Origin of the sequence: Pseudomonas sp. FSL R10-2964 (assembly GCF_009600035.1) — a bacterium.
Classification (GTDB): Bacteria; Pseudomonadota; Gammaproteobacteria; order Pseudomonadales; family Pseudomonadaceae; genus Aquipseudomonas; species Aquipseudomonas bubulae.
Genome location: NZ_WIWH01000017.1, coordinates 16,226 through 35,703, shown reverse-complemented (window position 1 = coordinate 35,703; position 19,478 = coordinate 16,226). Strand labels below are relative to the sequence as shown.

Sequence of the window (19,478 nt, the reverse complement as noted above, 5' to 3'; positions counted from 1 at the left end):
AAGCCACGCTCCCACCAAAAGCATCTCAGCTTCCCTGGATCAGAACTGCGATTGCAGGTAGTTCTGCAAGCCGATCGACTTGATCAGGCCCAGCTGTTTTTCCAGCCAGTAGGTGTGGTCTTCTTCGGTGTCTGCCAGCTGAACACGCAACATGTCACGGCTCACGTAGTCCTTGTGCAGTTCGCACAGGGCGATGCCTTTGCACAGCGCGGCACGGACTTTATATTCCAGGCGCAGGTCGGCAGCGAACATCTCAGGCACCGTAGTGCCCACATCCAGGTCGTCAGGGCGCATGCGCGGCGTACCCTCGAGCATCAGAATCCGGCGCATCAACGCATCAGCGTGTTGTGCCTCTTCCTCCATCTCGTGGTTGATACGCTCGTAAAGCTTGGTGAAACCCCAATCCTCGTACATACGGGAATGGACGAAATATTGGTCACGCGCAGCCAACTCGCCGGTCAGCAACGTATTGAGATAATCGATTACATCCGGGTGGCCTTGCATTGCCTTACATCTCCCTGCTTGAAAGGCTGTAGTTTGAACCAAGCCGACTGAGAGGTCACGGCTAAATCGCAATAAAAACCCTGTTTTTCAGAGAAAACAGGGTTAAATAACGCAAAAACCGCCCAATTGAGGGCGGTTCTGCTTCTCACTTAGAGTTAGTTACGCTGTACACCCAACGCCTTGGCAACACCATCACCATAAGCCTGATCAGCATTGTAGAAATGCTGCAGCTGACGCTCGACGACATCCCCCGTCACACCCTCCATAGCCCCTGCAATATTGTTGATCAGCAGGGCTTTCTGCTCGTCGTTCATCAGTCGGAACAGGGCACCGGCGTGGCTGTAGTAATCGCTGTCTACACGATGATCGTAACGATCAGCTGCACCACTGAGGGCCAATGGCGGCTCAGCATATTGCGGTGCTTGTTTTGGCGCGTCGCCATAGCTGTTCGGCTCATAGTTCGGTGCAGCACCACCATTGTTGCCGAAGGCCATAGAGCCATCACGCTGATAGTTATGCACAGGTACCCGTGGTGAGTTGATCGGCAGGTGCTGGTGGTTAGTGCCTACACGGTAGCGATGGGCATCGGCATACGCGAACACACGGCCTTGCAGCATGCGGTCAGGCGACAGGCCCACACCCGGGATCATATTGCTTGGCCCGAACGCAGCCTGCTCCACTTCGGCAAAGTAGTTCAGCGGGTTGCGGTTCAGCTCCAGCTCACCGATTTCAATCAGCGGGAACTCTTTCTGCGACCAGGTCTTGGTCACGTCAAACGGGTTCTCATAGTGGGCTGCAGCCTGAGCTTCAGTCATGACCTGCATGCATACGCGCCATTTCGGAAAGTCACCGCGTTCGATGGCGCCAAACAAGTCACGCTGTGCGTAATCCGGGTCGGTACCGGCAAGGCGCGCAGCCTCTGCAGGCGGCAGGTTCTTGATGCCCTGCTTGGTTTTGTAATGCCATTTGACCCAGTGACGCTCACCCGCAGCATTGATCAGGCTGTACGTGTGGCTGCCAAAGCCATGCATATGGCGGTAACCATCTGGAATGCCGCGATCGGAAAACAGGATGGTGACCTGGTGCAGCGACTCAGGGGAGTGCGACCAGAAGTCCCACATCATCTGTGCGCTTTTCAGGTTGCTTTGCGGGAGGCGTTTTTGGGTGTGGATAAAGTCGGGAAATTTAAGCGGGTCACGGATGAAAAACACCGGGGTGTTATTACCGACGATGTCCCAGTTACCTTCCTCGGTGTAGAACTTGAGGGCAAAGCCACGTGGATCACGCTCGGTATCTGCCGAGCCGCGCTCGCCACCTACCGTTGAGAAGCGCAGAAAAGTGGGGGTTTGCTTGCCGATGGTATCAAACAGCTTGGCACTGCTGTACTGAGTCATGTCACGGGTCAGGGTGAAAGTGCCATGGGCGCCTGAACCCTTGGCGTGTACGCGACGCTCAGGAATGTTTTCACGGTTGAAGTGCGCGAGCTTTTCGATCAGATGAAAATCGTCAAGCAGCAATGGGCCACGAGGACCGGCAGAACGAGAATTCTGGTTATCCGCAACTGGAGCGCCGCTGGCGGTTGTAAGCGTTTTGGTCTGGCTCATATGTTTGCTTCCTCAGTCAGTCTTTGTACTGCCGGCTAATCGGCTGACGAGGAGTATTGACCATGAATTACACATGGGCAAATGCATTAAATGATGAGAATCAATAGATAATCATAATCGAACGCGCACAAAAAACCGGGCACTAGGCCCGGTTCTTTGTAGAGACTGACGTCTTACTCAGCGGATACAGCTTCACCGCCAACTGGACGATCAACCAACTCGACGTACGCCATAGGCGCGTTGTCGCCAGCGCGGAAACCGCACTTGAGGATGCGCAGGTAGCCACCCTCACGAGTTGCATAACGCTTGCCCAGATCGTTGAACAGCTTACCAACCATGGCTTTCGAACGAGTACGGTCGAAGGCCAGACGGCGGTTAGCAACAGAATCAATCTTGGCCAGAGTAATCAGCGGCTCAGCAACGCGACGCAATTCTTTGGCTTTCGGCAGAGTCGTTTTGATCAGCTCGTGCTCGAACAACGACACTGCCATGTTTTGAAACATAGCCTTGCGGTGCGAGCTAGTGCGGCTCAGGTGACGACCACTTTTACGATGACGCATGGTTCATTCCTTACCAAACACAACGTTCGGTGATTACGACGATCAGGCAGTCGCCTTGTCGTCCTTCTTAAGACTTGCAGGCGGCCAGTTGTCGAGGCGCATGCCGAGGGACAGACCACGGGAGGCCAGAACGTCCTTGATTTCAGTCAAGGATTTCTTGCCCAGGTTCGGAGTCTTCAACAGTTCTACTTCGGTGCGCTGAATCAGGTCACCGATGTAGTAAATGTTCTCCGCCTTAAGGCAGTTGGCCGAACGCACGGTCAGTTCCAGATCGTCAACAGGACGAAGCAGGATCGGATCGATCTCGTCTTCCTGCTCGATTACCACTGGCTCGCTGTCACCTTTGAGGTCGACGAATGCAGCCAACTGCTGTTGCAGGATGGTTGCAGCACGACGAATGGCCTCTTCAGGATCCAGTGTACCGTTGGTTTCCAGATCAATAACCAGCTTGTCCAGGTTGGTGCGCTGCTCGACACGGGCGTTTTCCACCACGTATGCGATACGGCGAACCGGGCTGAACGAAGAATCCAGCTGCAAGCGACCAATGCTGCGGCTTTCGTCTTCATCGCTCTGACGCGAGTCTGCTGGTTCATAACCACGACCACGAGCTACGGTGAGCTTCATGTTCAAGGCGCCGTTAGACGCCAGGTTGGCGATTACGTGATCGGGATTAACGATCTCGACATCATGATCCAGCTGAATATCGGCAGCGGTAACCACCCCCGAACCCTTCTTCGACAAGGTCAGCGTAACTTCGTCACGGCCGTGCAGCTTGATAGCCAGACCTTTAAGGTTCAACAGGATTTCAATTACGTCTTCCTGTACACCTTCGATGGCGCTGTACTCGTGGAGCACACCGTCAATCTCGGCCTCGACTACTGCACAGCCTGGCATTGAGGACAACAGGATGCGGCGCAGCGCGTTGCCCAGGGTGTGGCCAAAACCACGCTCGAGAGGCTCGAGAGTGATTTTAGCGCGGGTTGGACTGACAACTTGCACATCAATATGGCGAGGTGTCAGGAACTCATTTACCGAAATCTGCATGGATGCACCTATTTTCTAGCCCTTACTTGGAGTAGAGCTCGACAATCAGGCTTTCGTTGATGTCGGCGGACAGATCACTGCGAGCAGGAACGTTCTTGAAAACGCCCGACTTCTTCTCAGTGTCTACTTCTACCCATTCTACGCGGCCACGTTGGGCACACAGATCGAGAGCTTGGACAATGCGAAGCTGGTTCTTTGCTTTCTCGCGGATAGCGACCACGTCACCAGCACGAACCTGGTAGGACGGAACGTTTACGGTCTGACCGTTAACGCTGATCGACTTGTGCGATACCAACTGACGAGATTCGGCACGAGTAGAACCGAAACCCATACGGTATACGACGTTATCCAGGCGGCATTCGAGCAGTTGCAGCAGGTTTTCACCGGTTGCACCTTTTTTGCCAGCAGCTTGTTTGTAGTAGCCGCTGAACTGACGCTCGAGAACGCCGTAGATACGACGGACCTTCTGCTTTTCACGCAGTTGGGTACCGTAGTCGGATTGGCGACCGCGGCGTTGGCCGTGGATGCCTGGAGCAGCTTCAATATTGCACTTCGATTCGATAGCGCGCACACCACTCTTCAGGAAGAGATCAGTGCCTTCACGACGTGCCAGTTTGCATTTTGGACCAATGTAACGAGCCATTCTTTACAGTCTCCTGATTACACGCGGCGCTTCTTCGGCGGACGGCACCCGTTGTGCGGGATTGGCGTCACGTCGGTGATGCTGGCGATCTTATAGCCACAGCCGTTCAAAGCACGGACAGCGGACTCACGACCTGGACCTGGGCCCTTGACGTTAACGTCAAGGTTTTTCAGGCCATATTCCAGCGCAGCTTGACCAGCACGTTCAGCAGCTACTTGAGCAGCGAACGGGGTGGACTTGCGTGAACCGCGGAAACCCGAACCACCAGAGGTAGCCCAAGAAAGCGCGTTACCCTGACGATCCGTGATGGTCACGATGGTGTTGTTGAAAGACGCGTGGATGTGGGCGATGCCATCAACCACTGTCTTTTTAATTTTTTTACGAGGACGAGCAGCAGGTTTTGCCATGACTAAATTCCTGTCGATTCGCTGGTGCGATTACTTGCGGATCGGCTTACGCGGACCTTTGCGAGTACGCGCGTTGGTCTTGGTACGCTGACCGCGCACTGGAAGACCACGACGATGGCGCAGACCGCGGTAGCAGCCCAGGTCCATCAAGCGTTTGATTTTCATGTTGACTTCACGACGCAGGTCACCTTCAGTGGTGAACTTCGCCACTTCGCCACGCAGCAACTCAATCTGCTCGTCGCTCAGATCCTTGATCTTAGCGGCTGGGTTTACACCAGCATCCGCACAGATTTTCTGTGAGGTAGTGCGACCAACACCATAGATGTAGGTCAGCGAGATAACAGTGTGCTTGTTATCTGGAATGTTAACGCCTGCAATACGGGCCATTCAGTGGGACTCCAATTGACAGCTACCTACGCCCCGGAAGCCAAGAAATAGGGCGCGAGATAATATCGCTGTAATAACAAATAATCAACCCAGCAGCGCACTAGCTGCTGGGCTTCAAACAGATCACACTCAGCCTTGGCGCTGTTTGTGACGTGGTTCCGCGCTGCAAATTACCCGAACAACACCTTCGCGGCGAATAATCTTGCAGTTACGGCACAGCTTTTTCACCGATGCACGAACTTTCATCACCAACTCCTCTCACCTTACGGGGTAGTACTTCAGCGGAGCATGCCGCTGCCGTAGCCCTTCAGGTTGGCTTTCTTCATCAGGGATTCGTACTGGTGCGAAACGAGGTGCGATTGTACTTGGGACATGAAGTCCATAACAACCACAACAACGATCAGCAACGAGGTCCCGCCAAGGTAGAACGGAACGTTTGCCGCAACCACCAGGAACTGGGGCAACAGGCACACGGCCGTCATATAAAGAGCACCGAACAGAGTCAAACGAGTCAAAACGCCATCAATATAGCGTGCCGACTGCTCACCTGGACGGATACCCGGAATAAAGGCACCGGACTTCTTCAGGTTTTCCGCTACGTCTTTCGGATTGAACATCAACGCCGTATAGAAGAAGCAGAAGAAAATAATCCCTGCACTAAACAGCAGAATATTCAACGGCTGACCAGGAGCGATCGACTGCGAGATGTCCTGCAACCAGCCCATACCTTCAGACTGACCGAACCAGGCACCCAGCGAAGCCGGGAACAGCAAAATGCTGCTCGCAAAAATAGCCGGGATAACACCGGCCATATTCACTTTCAGCGGTAGGTGGCTAGTCTGCGCAGCAAACACCTTGCGGCCCTGCTGACGCTTGGCGTAGTGAACAGCAATACGACGCTGGCCACGCTCAATGAACACCACAAAACCGATAATCGCTACTGCCAGCAAACCGATAGCAACCAGAGCGAAGATATTGATATCGCCCTGACGTGCAGACTCGAAAGACTGCCCGATTGCTCTCGGAAGACCGGCGACGATACCCGAAAAAATCAACATCGAGATACCGTTGCCAACACCACGCTCAGTAATCTGCTCACCCAGCCACATCATGAACATTGCACCCGCCACAAACGTGGTTACTGCAACGAAATGGAAGCCCAGGTCACCAGTGAACGCTACGCCTTGCCCTGCCAGACCAATGGACATGCCAATAGCCTGGACAAGAGCAAGAGCGACAGTGAGGTAGCGGGTGTACTGGCTAATCTTGCGACGGCCAGCTTCACCTTCCTTCTTCAACTGCTCCAGTTGCGGGCTGACAGCGGACATAAGCTGCATGATGATCGATGCCGAAATGTACGGCATGATCCCCAGCGCAAAAATACTCATCCGCTCCAGCGCGCCGCCGGAAAACATGTTGAACAAGCTAAGTATGGTCCCCTCATTCTGTCGAAACAGGTCCGCCAGCCGGTCCGGGTTGATACCTGGAACTGGGATGTGTGCGCCTATCCGGTAGACGATAATCGCCAGGAATAGAAAACGCAGTCGAGCCCAGAGCTCGGATAACCCGCCTTTGCTGAGCGCTGAGAGAGCACCTTGCTTAGCCATTTATTCCTCGAACTTGCCGCCAGCTGCTTCGATAGCCGAACGCGCACCTTTGGTGGCGCCGATTCCCTTGCCGATTGTGACAGCGCGAGTCACTTCACCGGACAGCATGATTTTCACACGCAGTACGTTGACGTTGATCACGTTGGCATCTTTCAGGGTCTGCACAGTTACGATGTCGCCTTCCACTTTAGCCAGCTCGGACAAACGCACTTCTGCGCGATCCATGGCTTTCAGGGATACGAAACCGAACTTAGGCAGACGGCGATGCAGCGGCTGTTGACCGCCTTCAAAGCCTGGAGCAATGGTGCCACCGGAGCGGGAGGTCTGACCTTTGTGACCACGGCCACCAGTCTTACCCAAACCACTACCGATACCACGGCCCGGACGATGCTTTTCGCGACGGGAACCCGGCGCTGGACTCAGATCATTGAGTTTCATCGATTAACCCTCTACACGCAGCATGTAGTAAGCCTTGTTGATCATCCCGCGATTCTCGGGAGTATCAAGTACTTCTACAGTGTGACCGATGCGACGCAGACCCAGACCCTTAACGCACAGTTTGTGGTTAGGGATACGGCCGGTCATGCTTTTGATCAGCGTTACTTTAACGGTAGCCATGATCAGAAGATCTCCTTGACGCTTTTGCCACGCTTGGCGGCAATAGATTCAGGAGATTGCATAGCTTTCAAACCTTTGAAAGTGGCGTGAACCACGTTTACCGGGTTAGTCGAGCCGTAGCACTTGGCCAGTACGTTCTGAACGCCAGCAACTTCGAGGACAGCACGCATAGCGCCGCCAGCGATGATACCGGTACCTTCAGAAGCAGGCTGCATGTAAACCTTGGAAGCGCCGTGGGCGGATTTCATGGCGTACTGCAGAGTGGTGCCGTTAAGGTCCACTTGAATCATGTTGCGGCGAGCAGCTTCCATTGCCTTCTGGATCGCAGCAGGCACTTCACGTGACTTGCCACGGCCGAAGCCAACGCGCCCTTTACCATCACCAACCACGGTCAACGCGGTGAAAGTGAAGATACGGCCGCCTTTAACGGTTTTGGCTACGCGGTTAACTTGAACCAGCTTCTCAATGTAGCCTTCGTCGCGCTTTTGGTCGTTATTTGACATAACTTAGAACTCCAGCCCAGCTTCACGAGCAGCCTCAGCCAGCGCTTTCACGCGGCCGTGGTACTTGAAGCCAGAGCGGTCGAAAGCCACCTGCGAGACGCCAGCGGCTTTTGCACGCGTAGCGACCAGCTGGCCAACCTTTGTGGCCGCGTCGATGTTGCCAGTGGCACCATCACGCAGTTCTTTGTCCAAAGTCGAGGCGCTTGCCAGGACTTTGCTGCCGTCGGCCGAGATGACCTGGGCGTATATGTGCTGTGCCGAGCGGAACACGCAGAGACGCACGACTTCTAGTTCGTGCATTTTCAGACGTGCTTTGCGAGCGCGGCGCAGGCGAGTAACTTTTTTGTCGGTCATTTGCTATGCCCTACTTCTTCTTGGCTTCTTTACGACGGACGACTTCGTCCGCGTAACGTACACCCTTGCCTTTATAAGGCTCTGGCGGACGGAAACCGCGGATCTCAGCGGCCACCTGACCTACCAGCTGCTTATCAATACCCTTGATCAGGATATCGGTTTGGCTAGGAGTCTCAGCGGTGATGCCTTCCGGCAACTCGTAATCCACTGGGTGCGAGAAGCCAAGAGCCAGGTTCAGCACTGTGCCTTTTGCTTGCGCTTTGTAACCAACACCGACCAGCTGGAGCTTGCGCTCGAAGCCTTGGCTTACGCCTTGGACCATGTTGTTTACCAACGCACGAGTGGTACCAGCCATTGCGCGAGTTTGTTGATCGCCATTGCGAGCAGCGAAACGCAGCTCACCAGCTTCTTCAACAATCTCAACGGACGAATGGATGTTCAGTTCTAGAGTACCCTTGGCACCCTTCACCGAAAGCTGTTGGCCGGCGAATTTTACTTCGACACCAGCTGGCAGCTTAACGGGGTTCTTAGCGACGCGTGACATGCTTATCCCCCCTTAGAACACAGTGCAAAGAACTTCGCCGCCGACACCGGCAGCGCGCGCAGCACGATCCGTCATCACACCTTTGCTGGTGGAGACGATAGACACACCCAGACCGCCACGAACTTTCGGCAGATCTTCGGAGGACTTGTACTGACGCAGGCCTGGACGGCTAACGCGCTTAACTTCTTCGATAACCGAACGGCCTTCGAAGTACTTCAGCTCGATAGACAGCAGTGGCTTGATTTCGCTGCTGATCTGATAATCCGCGATGTAACCTTCGTCTTTGAGAACTTTGGCTACAGCTACCTTCAACGTGGAAGATGGCATGCTTACGACGGACTTTTCAGCCATCTGGGCATTACGGATTCGAGTTAGCATGTCCGCTAACGGGTCCTGCATACTCATGGGCTAGACGCTCCTGATACAAAAAGAATTAGCCTTGCGGCTACAACTGTCGCCGAGTACTCAATGCTTAAAAAGCACGGGCTCAGGCGAGCCGGTCATTCTAGACACACGCCAGAAATGAATCAAGCCCCAATAGGGGCTTGATTCATATTCAAGGTCACCGGCTGTCAGGATCTTGCAACCCTGACAGGGGTAACTTTGCCTGTGCGCCTTACCAGCTGGCTTTAACCAGACCTGGTACGTCGCCACGCATTGCTGCTTCACGCAATTTGTTACGGCCAAGGCCGAACTTGCGGTAAACACCATGCGGACGGCCAGTCAGGCGGCAGCGGTTACGCATGCGCGCAGCGCTTGCGTCACGTGGCTGCTTCTGCAGAGCAACTTGAGCTTCCCAACGTGCTTCTGGACTTGCGTTCAGATCCACGATGATAGCTTTCAGTGCTGCACGCTTCTTGGCGAACTTGGCAACCGTGAGCTGACGTTTCAGCTCGCGGTTTTTCATGCTCATCTTAGCCATGGTCCTACTCCAATCAGTTGCGGAACGGGAATTTGAAAGCACGCAGCAAGGCGCGACCTTCATCATCTGTCCGAGCAGTGGTGGTCAGGGTAATGTCCAGACCGCGGAGAGCATCGATTTTGTCGTAGTCGATTTCCGGGAAGATGATCTGCTCTTTTACGCCCATGCTGTAGTTACCACGACCATCGAAGGACTTGGCATTCAGGCCGCGGAAGTCGCGTACCCGAGGCAGGGAGATCGACAGCAGACGATCCAGGAATTCGTACATACGCTCACGGCGCAGAGTAACCTTAACGCCGATCGGCCAGCCTTCGCGAACTTTGAAGCCTGCGATGGACTTGCGAGCGTAGGTCACTACACATTTTTGACCCGTGATTTTTTCCAAATCAGCTACAGCGTGCTCGATGATTTTCTTATCACCGATCGCTTCGCCCAAACCCATGTTCAGGGTGATTTTGGTAACGCGCGGAACTTCCATCACGTTCGAAAGCTTAAGTTCTTCCTTAAGTTTCGGAGCGATTTCCTTCCGGTAAATCTCTTTTAGTCGTGCCATGGTCTCATCTACCTAGCAGTGTTCAAGCATCAACCGCTTTTTGGGTCGACTTGAAGACACGAATTTTTTTGCCTTCTTCTACTTTGAAACCAACGCGATCTGCTTTGCTGGTTTCGCTGTTGAAGATGGCCACGTTAGAAGCGTCCAGTGGAGCTTCTTTCTCGACGATACCGCCTTGTACGCCCGACATCGGGTTAGGCTTGGTATGACGCTTAACCAGGTTCAGACCGCCAATAACCAAACGGTTGTTAGCGAGAACCTTAAGCACCTTACCGCGCTTACCTTTGTCTTTGCCGGCGATCACGATGATCTCGTCGTCACGACGAATCTTTTGCATGTCGGATCTCCTTACAGCACTTCTGGGGCGAGCGAGACGATCTTCATGAACTTCTCAGTACGAAGTTCACGGGTCACTGGCCCAAAGATACGGGTGCCGATCGGCTCTTGCTTGTTGTTCAGAAGAACAGCAGCGTTGCCATCAAAGCGGATAATGGAGCCATCAGCACGACGTACGCCGTGACGAGTGCGGACTACAACAGCAGTCATCACTTGGCCTTTTTTCACTTTACCGCGAGGAATTGCTTCCTTCACGGTAACTTTGATGATGTCACCGATACCAGCGTAACGACGATGGGAGCCACCCAGCACCTTGATGCACATAACGCGGCGTGCGCCGCTGTTATCGGCCACATCGAGCATGGATTGAGTCTGAATCATATAATTTCTCCGACCCCTAGTCCTTAGACTTCCACAGCGCGTTCGAGAACATCAACCAGTGCCCAAGACTTGGTCTTGGCCATCGGACGAGTTTCACGAATAGTGACTTTGTCGCCGATGTGGCACTGATTGGTTTCGTCGTGCGCGTGCAGCTTAGTCGAACGCTTAACGTATTTACCGTAGATCGGGTGCTTAACGCGACGCTCGATCAGAACGGTGATGGTTTTGTCCATCTTGTCGCTGACAACACGGCCAGTCAGCGTACGGACAGTCTTTTCGGCTTCAGCCATGATTACTTACCTGCCTGCTGTTTGAGCACAGTCTTCACGCGAGCGATGTCACGCTTAACTTGCGAGAGCAGATGCGACTGCCCCAACTGGCCAGTTGCTTTCTGCATACGCAGATTGAACTGGTCGCGCAGCAAGCCGAGCAGTTGCTCGTTCAGCTGCTGTGCGGATTTTTCACGAAGTTCATTCGCTTTCATCACATCACCGTCCGTTTAACAAAGGAGGTGGCGAGCGGCAGCTTTGCAGCAGCCAGGGCGAAAGCCTCACGCGCCAGCTCTTCAGTAACACCCTCGATTTCATACAGGACTTTGCCTGGCTGAATCTGGGCAACCCAATATTCCACGTTACCCTTACCTTTACCCATACGAACTTCTAGGGGCTTTTTGGAAATAGGCTTGTCCGGGAATACACGGATCCAGATCTTGCCGCCACGCTTAACGTGACGGGTCAGTGCACGACGCGCTGATTCGATCTGACGAGCGGTGAGACGACCACGAGCAACAGACTTCAGCGCGTATTCGCCGAAGCTGACTTTGCTACCGCGCAATGCCAAGCCACGGTTGTGGCCAGTCATTTGCTTGCGGAACTTCGTACGCTTAGGTTGTAACATTTGGCGTACCCCTTACTTAGCAGCTTTTTTACGAGGCGCTGGTGCTTGTGGCTTCAGTTCTTCTTGGCGACCACCAATTACTTCGCCTTTGAAGATCCAAACCTTTACACCGATCACACCGTAAGTGGTGTGAGCTTCGTAGTTGGCATAGTCGATGTCGGCACGCAGGGTGTGCAATGGCACACGACCTTCGCGATACCATTCAGTACGTGCGATTTCAGCACCGCCGAGACGACCGCTCACTTGGATTTTGATGCCTTTGGCACCAATGCGCATAGCGTTCTGTACAGCGCGTTTCATCGCGCGACGGAACATTACACGACGCTCCAGCTGCTGAGCTACGCTCTGCGCAACCAGCATACCGTCGAGTTCCGGCTTGCGGATCTCTTCGATATTGATGTGCACAGGCACACCCATTTGCTTGGTCAGGTCCTGACGCAGTTTCTCAACATCTTCACCTTTCTTCCCGATAACGATACCTGGACGAGCGGTGTGGATGGTGATACGTGCAGTTTGGGCCGGACGATGGATATCGATACGGCTTACGGACGCGCTTTTTAGTTTGTCTTGGAGGTATTCACGCACCTTCAGATCAGCGAACAAGTAGTCCGCATAAGTCCGGCCGTCTGCGTACCAGACGGAGGTGTGCTCCTTGACGATTCCCAGGCGAATGCCAATGGGATGTACTTTCTGACCCATCTCTTCGACTCCGTTACTTGTCAGCAACCTTGACAGTGATATGGCAAGACCGCTTGACGATGCGATCAGCGCGGCCTTTGGCACGCGGCATGATGCGCTTCAGCGAACGCCCTTCGTTGACGAAAACGGTGGCGACTTTCAAGTCGTCAACGTCTGCGCCTTCGTTATGCTCGGCGTTGGCTACGGCCGACTCCAGCACTTTCTTGATGATCTCGGCGGCTTTCTTGTTGCTGAAAGCCAACAGGTTGAGCGCTTCGCCCACCTTCTTCCCGCGGATCTGGTCGGCGACCAAGCGGGCTTTCTGGGCGGAGATTCGAGCGCCCGACAACTTAGCGGCTACTTCCATCGTTCCTTACCCCTTAACGCTTGGCTTTCTTGTCTGCCACGTGCCCACGATAAGTGCGGGTACCGGCAAACTCGCCTAGTTTATGGCCAACCATGTCTTCGTTCACGAGAACTGGGACATGAAGACGACCGTTATGCACAGCGATGGTCAGACCGACCATTTGTGGCAGGATCATCGAACGACGCGACCAGGTTTTCACCGGTTTGCGATCGTTCTTTTCCGCCGCCACTTCGATCTTCTTCAGTAGGTGAAGATCAATAAAAGGACCTTTTTTCAGAGAACGTGGCACTGTCGTATCCCTCTATTTACTTGCGACGACGGACGATCATTTTGTCGGTACGCTTATTACCACGAGTCTTCGCGCCCTTAGTCGGGAAGCCCCATGGCGATACCGGATGACGACCACCAGAGGTACGACCTTCACCACCACCATGTGGGTGGTCAACCGGGTTCATGGCAACACCACGAACGGTTGGGCGAACGCCACGCCAGCGTTTGGCACCAGCTTTACCCAGCGAACGCAGGCTGTGCTCGGAGTTCGAGACTTCACCCAGGGTCGCACGGCATTCAGCCAGTACTTTACGCATTTCACCAGAGCGCAGACGCAGGGTCACATAGACACCATCACGAGCGACCAGCTGAGCCGAAGCACCAGCGGAACGTGCGATTTGCGCGCCTTTACCCGGCTTCAATTCGATGCCGTGTACGGTGCTACCAACTGGAATGCTGCGCAGTTGCAACGAGTTACCCGGCTTGATTGGGGCCAAAGCACCCGAAATCAGCTGGTCGCCAGCACTCACGCCTTTAGGGGCGATGATGTAGCGGCGCTCGCCGTCTGCGTACAGCATCAGAGCGATGTGAGCAGTACGGTTTGGATCGTATTCGATACGCTCAACAGTGGCTGGAATGCCATCTTTGTCGTTGCGACGGAAGTCGACCATACGGTAATGCTGCTTATGACCACCACCGATGTGACGAGTGGTAATACGGCCATTGTTGTTACGACCACCAGACTTCGATTTCTTCTCGAGCAGCGGTGCGTGAGGAGCGCCTTTATGCAGCTCCTGGTTGACCACCTTGACCACATGACGGCGGCCAGGGGAAGTCGGTTTGCATTTAACGATTGCCATGATGCACCCCTTCCTTACTCAGCACTGCTGCTGAAATCGAGATCTTGGCCTGGCTGAAGGGAGATTACTGCCTTCTTCCAGTCATTACGCTTGCCCACGCCGCGAGCGGTGCGCTTGCTCTTACCCAGAACGTTCAGGGTAGTAACACGCTCAACTTTCACGCTGAACAGGCTTTCGACGGCCTTCTTGATTTCCAGCTTGGTTGCATCGGTAGCAACCTTGAAAACGAACTGGCCTTTCTTGTCTGCCAGAACCGTAGCCTTCTCGGAAACGTGCGGGCCAAGCAGAACTTTAAATACGCGTTCCTGGTTCATCCCAGCAGCTCCTCGAATTTCTTCACGGCCGACACGGTGATCAACACCTTGTCGTATGCGATCAGACTAACTGGATCGGAACCTTGCACGTCACGTACATCAACGTGTGGCAGGTTACGAGCAGCCAGGTACAGGTTCTGATCAACACCTTCAGACACGATCAGGACATCAGTCAGACCCATGCCATTCAGCTTGTTGAGCAGATCTTTGGTTTTCGGCGCTTCAACAGCGAAGTCCTGAACCACGACCAGACGATCAGTACGCACCAGCTCAGCAAGGATGGAACGCATTGCTGCGCGATACATCTTCTTGTTCAGCTTCTGGGAGTGATCCTGTGGACGAGCTGCGAAAGTGGTACCGCCGCCACGCCAGATTGGGCTACGGATAGTACCGGCACGAGCACGGCCAGTACCTTTCTGACGCCAAGGGCGCTTACCGCCACCACGAACGTCGGAACGGGTCTTTTGCTGCTTGCTACCTTGACGGCCGCCGGCCATGTAGGCCACGACTGCTTGGTGAACCAGCGTCTCGTTGAATTCGCCGCCGAAAGTCAGTTCGGAAACTTCGATCGCTTGAGCGTCATTTACATTTAATTGCATGTCAGCTTCCCCTTAACCGCGAGCCTTGGCCGCTGGACGTACAACCAGGTTGCCGCCAGTAGCGCCAGGAACAGCACCCTTGACCAACAACAGATTGCGTTCAGCGTCGACGCGCACTACTTCCAGGGACTGCACGGTCACGCGCTCAGCGCCCATATGACCGGACATTTTTTTGCCCTTGAATACACGACCAGGAGTCTGGCACTGGCCAATAGAGCCCGGGACGCGGTGGGAAACGGAGTTACCGTGAGTGTTGTCTTGGCCACGGAAATTCCAACGCTTGATCGTACCCTGGAAGCCTTTACCCTTGGACTGACCGGTTACATCAACCAGTTGGCCAGCGGTGAAGATTTCAGTGTTGATCAGATCGCCAGCCTGGTACTCGCCTTCTTCAAGACGGAATTCCATTACGGTACGACCGGCGGCAACGTTTGCTTTAGCGAAGTGACCCGCTTGAGCAGCTGTTACACGCGAAGCGCGACGCTCGCCGACAGTGACTTGCACTGCACGATAGCCATCGGTTTCTTCAGTTTTGAACTGGGTGACGCGATTCGGCTCGATCTCAATGACCGTGACCGGAATGGAGACACCTTCTTCGGTGAAAATACGGGTCATACCGCATTTACGACCGACTACACCAATAGTCATGTTGTAAACCTCATGAGTGTACGGGGCTTTCACCCGCTATGGCCGCCCATTTCAGAGCGTTACACGACTAAGACCCAAGTCTTAGCCGAGGCTGATCTGCACTTCCACACCGGCCGCAAGATCAAGCTTCATAAGTGCATCAACGGTTTTATCCGTTGGCTGGACGATGTCCAGTACGCGCTTATGAGTACGGATCTCGTACTGGTCACGCGCGTCTTTGTTGACGTGCGGGGAGACCAGAACGGTGAACCGCTCTTTACGGGTAGGCAGTGGAATTGGACCACGCACTTGAGCACCAGTACGTTTCGCGGTTTCCACGATTTCCTGGGTTGATTGGTCGATCAGGCGATGGTCAAAAGCCTTCAACCTGATACGGATTTGCTGATTTTGCATTGGATTTCAGACTCCAGATTGCTGTTCCCACCGAGCGCAATACGCCCGTTAAAAGGAGGCGCAATTCTATAGACGACCCCAGTAGGTGTCAACTCAATAAAAAAAGCCCCCGCTGAGCGGGGGCTTTTTTCAGGCAATCATCACTTACGCGATGATTTTGGCTACAACGCCAGCGCCAACGGTACGACCGCCTTCACGGATTGCGAAACGCAGACCGTCTTCCATTGCGATGGTTTTGATCAGGGTAACAACCATTTTGATGTTGTCGCCCGGCATTACCATCTCAACGCCTTCCGGCAGTTCGCAGTTACCAGTTACGTCAGTTGTACGGAAGTAGAACTGAGGACGGTAGCCTTTGAAGAACGGAGTGTGACGGCCGCCTTCTTCTTTGCTCAACACGTACACTTCAGCTTCGAAGGTAGTGTGTGGCTTAACCGAGCCTGGCTTAACCAGAACCTGGCCACGCTCAACGTCGTCACGCTTGGTGCCGCGCAGCAGCACGCCGCAGTTCTCGCCCGCACGACCTTCGTCGAGCAGCTTACGGAACATTTCAACGCCGGTGCAGGTGGTAACAGTAGTGTCACGCAGACCAACGATTTCCAGCGGATCTTGAACGCGAACGATACCGCGCTCGATACGACCAGTTACAACAGTACCGCGACCGGAGATCGAGAATACGTCTTCGATTGGCATCAGGAACGGCTTGTCGATAACACGTACTGGATCTGGAATGTAGGTATCCAGAGTTTCAACCAGTTTACGAACGGCAGTGGTGCCCATTTCGTTGTCGTCTTTGCCTTCCAGCGCCATACGAGCCGAACCGATGATGATCGGAGTGTCGTCGCCTGGGAAGTCGTAAGTCGACAGCAGGTCACGAACTTCCATCTCAACCAGTTCCAGCAGCTCAGCGTCGTCTACCAGGTCAGCCTTGTTCAGGAAAACCACGATGTACGGAACGCCAACCTGACGGGACAGCAGGATGTGCTCACGGGTTTGTGGCATCGGACCATCAGCGGCCGAACAAACCAGGATAGCGCCGTCCATCTGAGCAGCACCGGTGATCATGTTCTTCACATAGTCAGCGTGACCTGGGCAGTCAACGTGAGCGTAGTGACGAATGTGCGAGTTGTATTCAACGTGCGCAGTGTTGATCGTGATACCACGAGCTTTTTCTTCTGGCGCGCTGTCGATTTTATCGAAGTCAACGATTGCCGAACCGAAAACTTCGGAGCAAACACGGGTCAGAGCTGCAGTCAGCGTGGTTTTACCATGGTCAACGTGACCGATAGTGCCAACGTTGACGTGCGGTAGGGAACGATCAAATTTTTCTTTAGCCACGACAATTAACTCCTTGCCTAAAGGACTGAACTAAATCAGCCTTGTTTTTTAGTAACAGTTTCGACGATGTGCGCCGGAGCTGTATCGTATTTTTTGAATTCCATAGAGTAGCTTGCGCGACCCTGGGACATGGAACGAACGTCGGTCGCATAACCGAACATTTCACCCAACGGTACTTCAGCACGAATTACTTTGCCGGAGACCGTATCTTCCATACCCTGGATCATGCCGCGACGACGGTTCAAGTCGCCCATCACGTCACCCATATAGTCTTCAGGTGTAACAACCTCTACCGCCATGATCGGCTCAAGCAGCTCACCGCCACCTTTGGTAGCCAGTTGCTTGGTCGCCATGGAAGCAGCCACCTTAAACGCCATCTCGTTGGAGTCGACGTCGTGGTAAGAACCATCAAACACGGTAGCCTTCAGGCCGATCAGCGGATAGCCGGCAACAACACCGTTCTTCATCTGCTCTTCGATACCCTTCTGGATAGCCGGGATGTATTCCTTAGGAACCACACCACCTACCACTTCGTTCACGAACTGCAGACCTTCCTGACCTTCGTCAGCAGGTGCAAAACGAATCCAGCAGTGACCAAACTGGCCACGACCGCCGGACTGACGAACGAACTTGCCTTCGATCTCACAGTTCTTCGTGATGCGCTCACGATACGAAACCTGAGGCTTACCGATGTTGGCTTCGACGTTGAACTCACGGCGCATCCGGTCAACCAGGATGTCCAGGTGCAGCTCGCCCATGCCAGAGATGATCGTTTGACCAGTCTCTTCATCAGTTTTAACGCGGAAAGATGGATCTTCCTGAGCAAGCTTGCCCAGTGCAACACCCATTTTTTCCTGGTCATCCTTGGTCTTAGGCTCTACGGCAACCGAAATAACCGGCTCCGGGAAGTCCATACGAACCAGAATGATTGGCTTGTCAGCGTTGCACAAAGTCTCACCAGTGGTGACGTCCTTCATGCCGATCAAGGCCGCGATGTCACCAGCGCGTACTTCCTTGATTTCTTCACGGGCGTTTGCGTGCATTTGCACCATACGACCCACGCGCTCTTTCTTGCCCTTAACCGAGTTGATTACGCCGTCGCCGGAGTTCAACACGCCCGAGTAAACACGGACGAAGGTCAAGGTACCCACGAATGGGTCGGTAGCGATCTTGAACGCCAGAGCCGAGAACGGCTCGTTGTCGTCTGCATGACGCTCCAGCTCGATAGTCTCGTCATCCGGGTCAGTACCCTTGATGGCAGGAATATCAGTCGGAGCAGGCAGGAAGTCGATAACGGCGTCGAGAACCAGGGGAACACCCTTGTTCTTGAAGGAAGAACCGCAAACAGCCAGGACGATCTCACCAGCGATAGTACGCTGACGCAGAGCCGCCTTGATTTCCGCGATGGTGAATTCTTCACCTTCGAGGTACTTGTTCATCAGCTCTTCATTGGCTTCGGCCGCAGCCTGAACCATGTTGTCGCGCCACTCGTCAGCAAGATCTTTCAGCTCAGCTGGAATTTCTTTGCGAACAGGAACCATACCTTTGTCAGCATCGTTCCAGTACACAGCTTCCATGTTGATCAGATCGATCTGACCCTGGAAGTTGTCTTCGGAACCGATAGCCAACTGGATTGGAACTGGAGTGTGGCCCAGACGCTTCTTGATCTGCTCGATAACGCGCAGGAAGTTGGCACCAGCACGGTCCATCTTGTTTACGTAAACAAGACGTGGAACGCCGTATTTGTTGGCTTGACGCCATACGGTTTCCGACTGAGGCTCAACGCCCGAGGTACCACAGAACACAACGACAGCGCCGTCGAGTACACGCAGGGAACGCTCAACTTCAATAGTGAAGTCAACGTGGCCCGGGGTATCGATTACGTTGAAGCGGTGCTCGTCCTTGTACTGCTTGGCAGAACCTTTCCAGAAGGCGGTAATGGCAGCAGAAGTAATGGTAATACCACGCTCCTGCTCCTGAACCATCCAGTCTGTGGTCGCGGCGCCATCATGCACCTCGCCCATTTTGTGACTTTTGCCAGTGTAAAACAGTACGCGCTCGGTGGTGGTGGTTTTACCAGCATCCACGTGAGCGACGATACCGATGTTACGGTAGCGACTAATCGGAGTAGTACGAGCCATAAAGCC

The 19,478-nt window shown here is 53.9% G+C and carries 32 protein-coding genes; all 32 read right to left on the bottom strand.

Translation table 11 applies throughout. The features are described 5' to 3' along the window. Positions 1-39: 39 nt before the first annotated feature. Positions 40-504, bottom strand: a complete 465-nt coding sequence (gene bfr / locus GHN92_RS11605) for a bacterioferritin (RefSeq protein ID WP_016779187.1) — start codon at positions 502-504, stop codon at positions 40-42. A gap of 155 nt (positions 505-659) precedes the next feature. Continuing rightward, positions 660-2,108: a catalase gene (locus GHN92_RS11600; RefSeq protein ID WP_153380185.1), complete on the bottom strand. Its 1,449-nt coding sequence runs from the start codon at positions 2,106-2,108 to the stop codon at positions 660-662. A gap of 173 nt (positions 2,109-2,281) precedes the next feature. Further along, a complete protein-coding gene (rplQ, locus tag GHN92_RS11595) occupies positions 2,282-2,668 on the bottom strand; it encodes a 50S ribosomal protein L17 (protein ID WP_016779185.1) in 387 nt (128 codons plus the stop codon). 42 nt (positions 2,669-2,710) lie between these two features. Then, positions 2,711-3,712, bottom strand: a complete 1,002-nt coding sequence (rpoA, locus tag GHN92_RS11590) for a DNA-directed RNA polymerase subunit alpha (RefSeq protein ID WP_003176403.1) — start codon at positions 3,710-3,712, stop codon at positions 2,711-2,713. 22 nt (positions 3,713-3,734) lie between these two features. Next, a complete protein-coding gene (gene rpsD, locus GHN92_RS11585) occupies positions 3,735-4,355 on the bottom strand; it encodes a 30S ribosomal protein S4 (protein ID WP_003444359.1) in 621 nt (206 codons plus the stop codon). 17 nt (positions 4,356-4,372) lie between these two features. Next, positions 4,373-4,762, bottom strand: coding sequence for a 30S ribosomal protein S11 (gene rpsK / locus GHN92_RS11580; RefSeq protein WP_007924177.1), 390 nt, complete (start codon positions 4,760-4,762; stop codon positions 4,373-4,375). A gap of 30 nt (positions 4,763-4,792) precedes the next feature. Then, on the bottom strand, positions 4,793-5,149 hold the full coding sequence (rpsM, locus tag GHN92_RS11575; RefSeq protein WP_016779184.1) for a 30S ribosomal protein S13: 357 nt from the start codon (positions 5,147-5,149) through the stop codon (positions 4,793-4,795). Positions 5,150-5,278: 129 nt separating this feature from the next. Further along, positions 5,279-5,395: a 50S ribosomal protein L36 gene (gene rpmJ / locus GHN92_RS11570; RefSeq protein WP_002555468.1), complete on the bottom strand. Its 117-nt coding sequence runs from the start codon at positions 5,393-5,395 to the stop codon at positions 5,279-5,281. Between the two features lie 32 nt (positions 5,396-5,427). Next, positions 5,428-6,756, bottom strand: coding sequence for a preprotein translocase subunit SecY (gene secY, locus GHN92_RS11565; RefSeq protein WP_003444361.1), 1,329 nt, complete (start codon positions 6,754-6,756; stop codon positions 5,428-5,430). Beyond that, on the bottom strand, positions 6,757-7,194 hold the full coding sequence (gene rplO / locus GHN92_RS11560; protein ID WP_016779182.1) for a 50S ribosomal protein L15: 438 nt from the start codon (positions 7,192-7,194) through the stop codon (positions 6,757-6,759). 3 nt (positions 7,195-7,197) lie between these two features. Beyond that, positions 7,198-7,374 (bottom strand): 50S ribosomal protein L30, encoded by a 177-nt coding sequence (gene rpmD, locus GHN92_RS11555; protein WP_003186033.1) that lies wholly within the window; start codon positions 7,372-7,374, stop codon positions 7,198-7,200. Between the two features lie 2 nt (positions 7,375-7,376). Further along, positions 7,377-7,877, bottom strand: a complete 501-nt coding sequence (gene rpsE, locus GHN92_RS11550) for a 30S ribosomal protein S5 (protein WP_003186035.1) — start codon at positions 7,875-7,877, stop codon at positions 7,377-7,379. A gap of 3 nt (positions 7,878-7,880) precedes the next feature. Beyond that, complete coding sequence (rplR, locus tag GHN92_RS11545) at positions 7,881-8,231, bottom strand: 50S ribosomal protein L18 (RefSeq protein ID WP_016779181.1); 351 nt, start codon at positions 8,229-8,231, stop codon at positions 7,881-7,883. A 10-nt stretch (positions 8,232-8,241) separates the two neighbouring features. Then, positions 8,242-8,775, bottom strand: a complete 534-nt coding sequence (gene rplF / locus GHN92_RS11540) for a 50S ribosomal protein L6 (RefSeq protein ID WP_016779180.1) — start codon at positions 8,773-8,775, stop codon at positions 8,242-8,244. Positions 8,776-8,787: 12 nt separating this feature from the next. Continuing rightward, positions 8,788-9,180, bottom strand: coding sequence for a 30S ribosomal protein S8 (gene rpsH, locus GHN92_RS11535; protein WP_003444366.1), 393 nt, complete (start codon positions 9,178-9,180; stop codon positions 8,788-8,790). 211 nt (positions 9,181-9,391) lie between these two features. Then, entirely contained in the window at positions 9,392-9,697 is a 306-nt protein-coding gene (rpsN, locus tag GHN92_RS11530) for a 30S ribosomal protein S14 (RefSeq protein WP_003444367.1), read from the bottom strand. A 13-nt stretch (positions 9,698-9,710) separates the two neighbouring features. Beyond that, complete coding sequence (rplE, locus tag GHN92_RS11525) at positions 9,711-10,250, bottom strand: 50S ribosomal protein L5 (RefSeq protein ID WP_003444368.1); 540 nt, start codon at positions 10,248-10,250, stop codon at positions 9,711-9,713. 22 nt (positions 10,251-10,272) lie between these two features. Further along, positions 10,273-10,587, bottom strand: coding sequence for a 50S ribosomal protein L24 (gene rplX / locus GHN92_RS11520; RefSeq protein ID WP_016779179.1), 315 nt, complete (start codon positions 10,585-10,587; stop codon positions 10,273-10,275). Positions 10,588-10,598: 11 nt separating this feature from the next. Then, complete coding sequence (rplN, locus tag GHN92_RS11515; RefSeq protein ID WP_002555479.1) at positions 10,599-10,967, bottom strand: 50S ribosomal protein L14; 369 nt, start codon at positions 10,965-10,967, stop codon at positions 10,599-10,601. A gap of 23 nt (positions 10,968-10,990) precedes the next feature. Next, positions 10,991-11,257, bottom strand: a complete 267-nt coding sequence (gene rpsQ, locus GHN92_RS11510; RefSeq protein ID WP_003194644.1) for a 30S ribosomal protein S17 — start codon at positions 11,255-11,257, stop codon at positions 10,991-10,993. A gap of 2 nt (positions 11,258-11,259) precedes the next feature. After that, positions 11,260-11,451 carry a 50S ribosomal protein L29 gene (rpmC, locus tag GHN92_RS11505; protein WP_003444371.1) on the bottom strand — a complete coding sequence of 64 codons (192 nt, stop codon included), beginning with the start codon at positions 11,449-11,451 and terminating at the stop codon, positions 11,260-11,262. After that, positions 11,451-11,864: a 50S ribosomal protein L16 gene (rplP, locus tag GHN92_RS11500; protein WP_016779178.1), complete on the bottom strand. Its 414-nt coding sequence runs from the start codon at positions 11,862-11,864 to the stop codon at positions 11,451-11,453. Before rplP ends, rpmC begins: the two co-directional genes overlap by 1 nt. A gap of 12 nt (positions 11,865-11,876) precedes the next feature. Beyond that, entirely contained in the window at positions 11,877-12,563 is a 687-nt protein-coding gene (gene rpsC / locus GHN92_RS11495) for a 30S ribosomal protein S3 (RefSeq protein ID WP_003176422.1), read from the bottom strand. 13 nt (positions 12,564-12,576) lie between these two features. Then, positions 12,577-12,909, bottom strand: coding sequence for a 50S ribosomal protein L22 (gene rplV, locus GHN92_RS11490; RefSeq protein WP_003444373.1), 333 nt, complete (start codon positions 12,907-12,909; stop codon positions 12,577-12,579). Positions 12,910-12,922: 13 nt separating this feature from the next. Further along, entirely contained in the window at positions 12,923-13,198 is a 276-nt protein-coding gene (gene rpsS / locus GHN92_RS11485; protein ID WP_003232420.1) for a 30S ribosomal protein S19, read from the bottom strand. Positions 13,199-13,214: 16 nt separating this feature from the next. Further along, complete coding sequence (gene rplB / locus GHN92_RS11480) at positions 13,215-14,039, bottom strand: 50S ribosomal protein L2 (RefSeq protein WP_016779177.1); 825 nt, start codon at positions 14,037-14,039, stop codon at positions 13,215-13,217. A gap of 14 nt (positions 14,040-14,053) precedes the next feature. Next, the gene (rplW, locus tag GHN92_RS11475) at positions 14,054-14,353 is read right to left on the bottom strand and encodes a 50S ribosomal protein L23 (protein ID WP_003444375.1); all 300 of its coding nucleotides are present in this window, start codon (positions 14,351-14,353) and stop codon (positions 14,054-14,056) included. Further along, positions 14,350-14,952 carry a 50S ribosomal protein L4 gene (gene rplD, locus GHN92_RS11470; RefSeq protein ID WP_016779176.1) on the bottom strand — a complete coding sequence of 201 codons (603 nt, stop codon included), beginning with the start codon at positions 14,950-14,952 and terminating at the stop codon, positions 14,350-14,352. Before rplD ends, rplW begins: the two co-directional genes overlap by 4 nt. A gap of 12 nt (positions 14,953-14,964) precedes the next feature. After that, positions 14,965-15,600 carry a 50S ribosomal protein L3 gene (gene rplC / locus GHN92_RS11465; protein ID WP_016779175.1) on the bottom strand — a complete coding sequence of 212 codons (636 nt, stop codon included), beginning with the start codon at positions 15,598-15,600 and terminating at the stop codon, positions 14,965-14,967. Between the two features lie 81 nt (positions 15,601-15,681). Then, a complete protein-coding gene (gene rpsJ, locus GHN92_RS11460) occupies positions 15,682-15,993 on the bottom strand; it encodes a 30S ribosomal protein S10 (RefSeq protein WP_003186070.1) in 312 nt (103 codons plus the stop codon). Between the two features lie 144 nt (positions 15,994-16,137). Then, positions 16,138-17,331, bottom strand: coding sequence for an elongation factor Tu (gene tuf, locus GHN92_RS11455; RefSeq protein WP_016779174.1), 1,194 nt, complete (start codon positions 17,329-17,331; stop codon positions 16,138-16,140). A 35-nt stretch (positions 17,332-17,366) separates the two neighbouring features. After that, a complete protein-coding gene (gene fusA, locus GHN92_RS11450) occupies positions 17,367-19,472 on the bottom strand; it encodes an elongation factor G (protein ID WP_094999500.1) in 2,106 nt (701 codons plus the stop codon). Positions 19,473-19,478: the final 6 nt, after the last annotated feature.